Source organism: Corallococcus terminator, from assembly GCF_003611635.1.
GTDB classification, from domain to species: Bacteria; Myxococcota; Myxococcia; order Myxococcales; family Myxococcaceae; genus Corallococcus; species Corallococcus terminator.
The window spans coordinates 1-3,686 of record NZ_RAVZ01000543.1 but is presented as its reverse complement, the minus strand read 5'-3'; the positions used below and the strand labels follow the sequence as shown (position 1 = coordinate 3,686).

The following is a 3,686-nucleotide window of genomic DNA, read 5'->3' as shown; positions in this document are numbered from 1 at the left end:
GAAGAAGCTGGGCCGCCCTCGTGCGGACGACCGGGCGGCGCTGGAGGCCATCGTCTTCGTGCTCAGGAGCGGCATCCCGTGGGAGATGCTGCCTCGCAAGCAGTTCGGCCTGTCGGGCATGACAGCCTGGCGCAGGCTGGAGGAATGGACCCGGGCCGGTGTGTGGGAACAGCTCCAGGCGCGGCTGCTGGATGAGCTGGGGCTGCGAGGCAAGATGGACTTCTCGCGCGCCTCCATCGACTCCTCGTCCGTGCGGGCGTCAAAAAGGGGGCCCTCACGGGCCCAAGCCCGACGGATAGAGCGAAGGCGGGTAGCAAAAATCATCTTCTCGTAGACGCCCACGGCCTGCCTCTGACGGAGTCCGTGACAGCGGCCAACGTGCACGACACGCATGAACTCTTCCCGCTCGTCGACTCCGTCCCCGCGGTGAGAATGCCTTCGGGGCAGCGACGCTTCCGCCCCGCGAAGGTCCACGGCGACAAAGCCTATGCCTCCAGGAAGAACCGACTCGGCTTGCGCCTGCGCGGTATTGCTCCGCGCATCGCCCGCCCAGGCGTCGAGTCCAAGGAACGGCTGGGACGCTACAGCTGGGTGGTGGAGCGCACACTGGCCTGGAAGAACCAGTTGGGCCGCCTTCGCGTCCGCGATGAGCGCAGGGACGATGTCCACTTCGGCGTCCTCGTCCTCGGCTGCTGCGTCATGCTCCTACGACGCCTCTACCCTGACGTTTGTTAGAGGCTGTAAAGGCGCCGCAAGCGCTCGACTGCCCAACAGAAGTTTACTGCGTAATCCTTTGGGGTTGGCTAGGTGCTTGTCAAAGTCATGACTAGCCAACCCCAAAGTACGCCTATGGCTTGACTTCAGCCTGAGCAGGGGACGGGCGCATCTGCAACTCGCCATCCTTCCATTTTACCCTCAGCTCGTATGCATTCAGCACGAGGATGGTTGTGGTGATCAGCAAGAGCGCGATGACCCCGAGGATGAGAGCTGGCGAGTGGGGCCGCTGTGGCCCTTTCGGCGCGAGGTGTATCACTTGGGCTCCTCCGAGGAGAGCGCGGCCGCCACCTTGCGCGCCATCGCGGTGGCGGTTTCGACGCGCCGGATTTCTTCCTCGGCCGTCGCAACCATCTTCCTCACCAAGTCGGGCAACAGCTCTGCCGCGTTCAAGCGGATCTCGCGGCTGCAGTTCAAGAGCGGGGTGGTCGAATGAGGCATCTCGGGATCCGAGAAGCCATCTTCGATGAGGAGTCGCCAAGTCCGCGACTCTTTCCCGAACGTCAGGTCTCGGCTCCAGCCGTCCTCGTCCAAGGACTCCATGGTGATGGATGCCCGAACACCTAGCTGCATATTCGAGAGTGTCGACTCAACGGCTTCAATAGATCGGTTCAGCTCGTCGGCGGCAGCCTCAAGCCTTGGCTTAAGGTCGCGCGCGCGAGCGAGGGCCTGGACGAGATCATCCTGGGCCTTGGGCATTCTTGTGCGCATCTGGGGGGCTTGCTTCTCGCGGGGTCTCCGCGTGTCAGGGATGGTCAAAAAAGCTGCATCAGTGAACGGTCAAGTTCCCCTGGTCGACTTCACTCGGTCCCAGAGGCATAGGTTGTATACAGGCATCAAGGTCTGGGCGCAACGGCGGGAATCAAGGGCTGCCGTGGGCGCACGGAGGGCCACCGTCATCGCTGTTGATAGGCGCTGCTTCTTGCTTACCCCAGCATTCAGAGCCTGTTGAGTTGACCGCTACGCGAGGCGGCGCAGCATGATGCGGGTCATCGCGATGTGGATGAGGATTTCGGAAGAGTGCTCGTGACGCTCGTAGTCGCGAGCCAAGCGCCGCTGGCGCGTCAGTCACGCGTTGGTGCGCTCCACCACCCAGCGGCGTTTTTGCACAGCGAAGCCCCTGTCCTCCTCGGAGTGCCGGACAATCTCCACCTTCAGTCCGGCCTCCTTCGCGGCGTCTGCCACCACAGACCCTTGGGCGCCCGCATCTGTCCAAACCTTGTTCAACGAGGGAATTTTTCGGAGGAGCGCGGGAGCACTGCACCTGCCGAGGCATCCTGGTTCTGCACGTCAGTTGCTGTCACCCAGGCCACCAGCACCAGTCCCGGCCCATCTACGAGCGGGTGGCGCTTGCGACCCTTCACCTGCTTGCCCGCGTCGTAGCCTCGGCTGTCCATGATTCCCGCTGTCGGCGCTTGCTCACGCCCTACGGCTTTGCTCGCCTTTCCACGCAGCGCATCGTGTACGCGCTCCCAGGTGCCGTCCTTCTTCCACAGTCGGAAGTAGCGGTAGACGCTTTGCCAGTCGGGGAGGTTGTGCGGCAGGTCGCGCCACGGCACGCACGTCCTCGTCACGTAGCGGATAGTATTCCTTGCCTCGCGGCGTGGATACACCTGCTACTTGGGGTTGCCTCCCATGGCGCCAACAAACGGCTCAATGAGGGCTCACTGCTCGTCCGTCGGGTCGCTCGGATACGGCGTGCCCGTGCGCATTGGGAGGTCGAGCATCTTATTTCCTCAATACCTTTGCCTGCTCGCTCCATTTCAACAGGATCTCAGCACCTGTGCAGCGCATCTGTTCGCGATAGGATTTCCACTGTCCATCATGAGTGTCCTCCCAGAGCGTCGGTCCACACGCCAAGGCCCTGCCTCCCCGTCACGTGCCGCCCGCGGCTATGGGGCAGTCGTTGTCACTGGGGTGCTTGTTCTGGTGTGGCAGCCATTGGCGTGCACGCGAAGCCCAAGAACGGGGTCCGGAGTCGCGCGCCATGCAGGCTCTTGGGGGAGTTCGTCACGGCACGTTTTGCCGCTGTGTTACAGCCCTTGCGAACACATTCAAGATGATGGTGGCGCTCTGAACTGTCAATGCCCACCCGTGGTTGACGCTGGCGCTCACGGATCGCGTCTCCTTTGGAACCAGAACGCTGGTGGCGCGGTAGACCTTGGCGTCAGTCAGGATCTCAATGTCCTGACCTCGCTGGGATGTACGGGTGACGACGATGGCGACAGCAGCCATCTTCCGGACGGGACGACCCTGATGCACGGTCAGGACGATTGGGCGAACCTCCGACTGGGCAACCAGACCGGCTACGACCTTCTCTCCACTCCGGCGGGCGCGCCCTTGCAAGAACTCTCCCATGAGGTCTTCGACGACAGGGCGCTGGTCGATACAGACGGCGATGGGGTGGTCAATGGTTCCGACAACTGCCCGTCGCTCAGCAACCCCGCCCAGACAGACACGGATGGTGACGGCTTCGGAGATGATTGCGATCCCAGCGCCTTCATCAGCGATCTGGAACTCAGTGGCACCAGCGCTCCGGCCCAGCCCATCGCGGGTGCGGCCACCACCTATACCTTCTCCGTCCACAATGCTGGCTCGGGTGTGAATCACCATGCGAGCCTGACGGTCGACCTTCCCGCGAACGTCAACATTGGCGCCATCACGGCCTCCAGTGGGACCTGCGTCCGCAAGGGGATGTTCATCTCCTGCAAGCTCGGGGACCTGGCTCTTGGGGCGACCGTCACCGTGTCCGTGGTGGCGACCCACACCGCGTCGGGGACGGTCACGGTGAGTGTCAACGTAGTTGTCGCGTGAAACAGGTCAAGCAGCTGCGGTCATTGTTGGAACGAGAGGGGTGAGGTTCGGGGAAGGGTTGAGCCGCACGGGGCCCGTGGGTGTCCAGTCGCGGGTGT

At 63.0% G+C, this 3,686-nt stretch carries 5 protein-coding genes; 3 read left to right on the top strand and 2 right to left on the bottom strand.

Going from position 1 to position 3,686, the window contains the following annotated elements:
- The coding region (locus D7V88_RS39740) for a transposase (protein WP_147449082.1) at positions 1-334 on the top strand (334 nt) is incomplete at its 5' end.
- 11 nt (positions 335-345) lie between these two features.
- On the top strand, positions 346-735 hold the full coding sequence (locus D7V88_RS39735; RefSeq protein ID WP_244238646.1) for a transposase: 390 nt from the start codon (positions 346-348) through the stop codon (positions 733-735).
- A gap of 294 nt (positions 736-1,029) precedes the next feature.
- Here the strand turns inward: D7V88_RS39735 and D7V88_RS39730 are convergent, their stop codons facing one another.
- Both D7V88_RS39730 and D7V88_RS39725 read right to left on the bottom strand, forming a co-directional pair.
- Positions 1,030-1,473: a hypothetical protein gene (locus D7V88_RS39730; RefSeq protein ID WP_120545713.1), complete on the bottom strand. Its 444-nt coding sequence runs from the start codon at positions 1,471-1,473 to the stop codon at positions 1,030-1,032.
- Between the two features lie 524 nt (positions 1,474-1,997).
- Positions 1,998-2,387, bottom strand: coding sequence for a transposase (locus D7V88_RS39725; protein WP_120545712.1), 390 nt, complete (start codon positions 2,385-2,387; stop codon positions 1,998-2,000).
- Between the two features lie 481 nt (positions 2,388-2,868).
- Here D7V88_RS39725 and D7V88_RS45615 point away from each other — a divergent pair, with 481 nt between their 5' ends.
- Entirely contained in the window at positions 2,869-3,588 is a 720-nt protein-coding gene (locus D7V88_RS45615) for a DUF11 domain-containing protein (RefSeq protein WP_147449081.1), read from the top strand.
- Positions 3,589-3,686 lie beyond the last annotated feature (98 nt).